The following is a 1356-nucleotide window of genomic DNA, read 5'->3' on the forward strand; positions in this document are numbered from 1 at the left end:
GGTCATGCCTGCGCCCCCGCGACCGCCTCGACGATCGACATCACCGACGAGGTCGGGACCACCCGGGTGACGCGCAGCCCGGCGGCGGCGAACAGCGGCCGCAGCTCCGCGGCGGTCCGTTCCTGCCCGGTGAACGCACCGAGCATCATCAGGTCCATCAGGTGGCTCTGGTGCTTGCCGCCGTCCTCGGGGACGACCGCGTCGACGACCAGCACGCGGCCGCCCGGTTCGAGGGCGCGGCGGCAGGAGCTGAGAATCCGCACGGAGTCCTGGTCGTCCCAGTTGTGCAGGATCCGCTTGAGCACCAGGACGTCACCGCGCGGGACATCGAGGAAGAAGTCGCCCCCGACGGCCTTCCAGCGGCCGTCCTGACCGGCTTCTTCCAGCCTGCGGGTGTCCAGGGCGTCCGGCCGGTCGAACAGCACCCCGTCGAGACCTGGCCGGGCCTGCAGCGCGGTGAGCAGCATGCTGCCGTTGCGGCCTCCCACGTCCACGATCGTGCCGGAACCGGGCAGGTCGGCCGCGGCGGCGACGATCGCGTTCTCCGCGTCGGAAACCGTGGCCATCCCTTCGTAGAAGAGCTCGTCGGTTTCGGGGTTGCGCGCGAAGTAGTCGTCGAGCGGCTCGCCGAAGTACCGGGCGAAGTCCGGCTCGTGATCGGTCAGGCTGGACTCCAGCCGGTGACACATGGTCCAGAACATCGGGTCGGTGAACATCAGGACTCCGGAGCGCGCCGACGGCTCGGCGCTGCTCCGCAGGGCGCGGCCCAGCGGGGCGAGGGTGTACTGGTCGCCGTCGTGCCGGCGCACGACGCCGCGGGAGGCGAGGAAACGCAGGAGCCGGGCCAAACCGGCCGTCCGCGTCCCGGTCGCCGCGGCGAGGACGGTGACCGGGACGGGCACGTCGTCGTCGACGTGGTCGGCCACACCCAGCCTGGCGAACGCGCGCAGCGCGGCTGACCCGGCGAAGGCCATGGCCTCCTCGTAGAGGAGCAGGGCGGACTCGTGATCTCTCATGGCTCTCACCCCGAAGTCTGATAATAGTTTCGATAGCTACCTTAGGCGCCCGTGCCGGGTGCTATCAAGGAAAGATCCGAGATTGACCCCGTAACTTACTTCAGGAACACTTACTTATTTGAAACCTGAGTGCGGCCAGGGCGCCGCGGCGCGTCAGCGTACCCGCCCGGGTCTTGCCGGCCGGGACCGCCGAGGGAAGAGGTGCGAGACACGTGTTCGAGAGGTTCACCGACCGCGCGAGGCGGGTGGTCGTTCTGGCTCAGGAAGAGGCCAGGATGCTCAACCACAATTACATCGGCACCGAGCACATCCTCCTGGGCTTGATCCACGAGGGTGAGGG

At 68.8% G+C, this 1356-nt stretch carries 2 protein-coding genes; one reads left to right on the top strand and one right to left on the bottom strand.

What is annotated here, in order from left to right; all coding sequences use genetic code 11:
• Positions 1-2 precede the first annotated feature (2 nt).
• Positions 3-1016 carry a methyltransferase gene (locus FNH05_RS37375; RefSeq protein WP_144593539.1) on the bottom strand — a complete coding sequence of 338 codons (1014 nt, stop codon included), beginning with the start codon at positions 1014-1016 and terminating at the stop codon, positions 3-5.
• Positions 1017-1228: 212 nt separating this feature from the next.
• Here FNH05_RS37375 and FNH05_RS37380 point away from each other — a divergent pair.
• On the top strand, positions 1229-1356 hold a 128-nt coding region (locus tag FNH05_RS37380; protein ID WP_144591022.1), incomplete at its 3' end, for a Clp protease N-terminal domain-containing protein.

The sequence above is a fragment of the Amycolatopsis rhizosphaerae genome (genome assembly GCF_007713715.1).
Lineage (GTDB): Bacteria > Actinomycetota > Actinomycetes > Mycobacteriales > Pseudonocardiaceae > Amycolatopsis_E > Amycolatopsis_E rhizosphaerae.